Origin of the sequence: Phytohabitans sp. LJ34 (assembly GCF_052068095.1) — a bacterium.
Lineage (GTDB): Bacteria > Actinomycetota > Actinomycetes > Mycobacteriales > Micromonosporaceae > Phytohabitans.
The window spans coordinates 1-535 of sequence record NZ_JBQHDG010000073.1 but is presented as its reverse complement, the minus strand read 5'-3'; the positions used below and the strand labels follow the sequence as shown (position 1 = coordinate 535).

Annotated in this window: 1 pseudogene; it reads right to left on the bottom strand. The window is 68.8% G+C overall.

The window, feature by feature from the left end:
* Nucleotides 1-535 (bottom strand): annotated as a pseudogene (locus tag ACTMTJ_RS45425) (hypothetical protein); the annotation flags it as partial.

Genomic DNA, 535 nt, shown 5'->3' with positions numbered 1-535 from the left:
CGGACCGAGTCGAAGGCGGGGATCTGGTTGGCGCGCTGCATCATCGGGATGCGGTGTGAGGCGTCGCCGGCCCAGGAGGCGCATTGGAAGGTGCCCCGGTTGGGCAGGCCTGGTACCCGGATTTCGATGACGTCTGGCTGGGCGCCGCCGCCGTTGTCCTCGGTGGCGACGAAGAACGCCGGGGCCGGTGCGGGGTCGGGGGCGGCTTGCGTGCTGTTGAGTTGGCGGCAGCCGGTGTGGAAGTGGCCGCGGACCAGGTTTTGTGCGTTGAGGATCGACATGTCGACGTAGTAGCCGCCTTGGCCGGCGGGTAGGAACCGGTCGCGGATCAGGTTGCGGGTGCTGACCCGGATCGTGAACGGCTGGTTCACCCCGACGCTGCGCGGGGCGCTGGTGATCAGCAGGGTGGGGTTTTGGTCGGCGTTGGCGACCTCGCCCATCTGCGTGTCGACGCAGCGGTTGCCGTTCTGGAAGCCGTCGTGCAGCTGGAGGTCGTTGCCCTCGGAGCACTCGTCCGGACCGAAGTCCAGCGGCG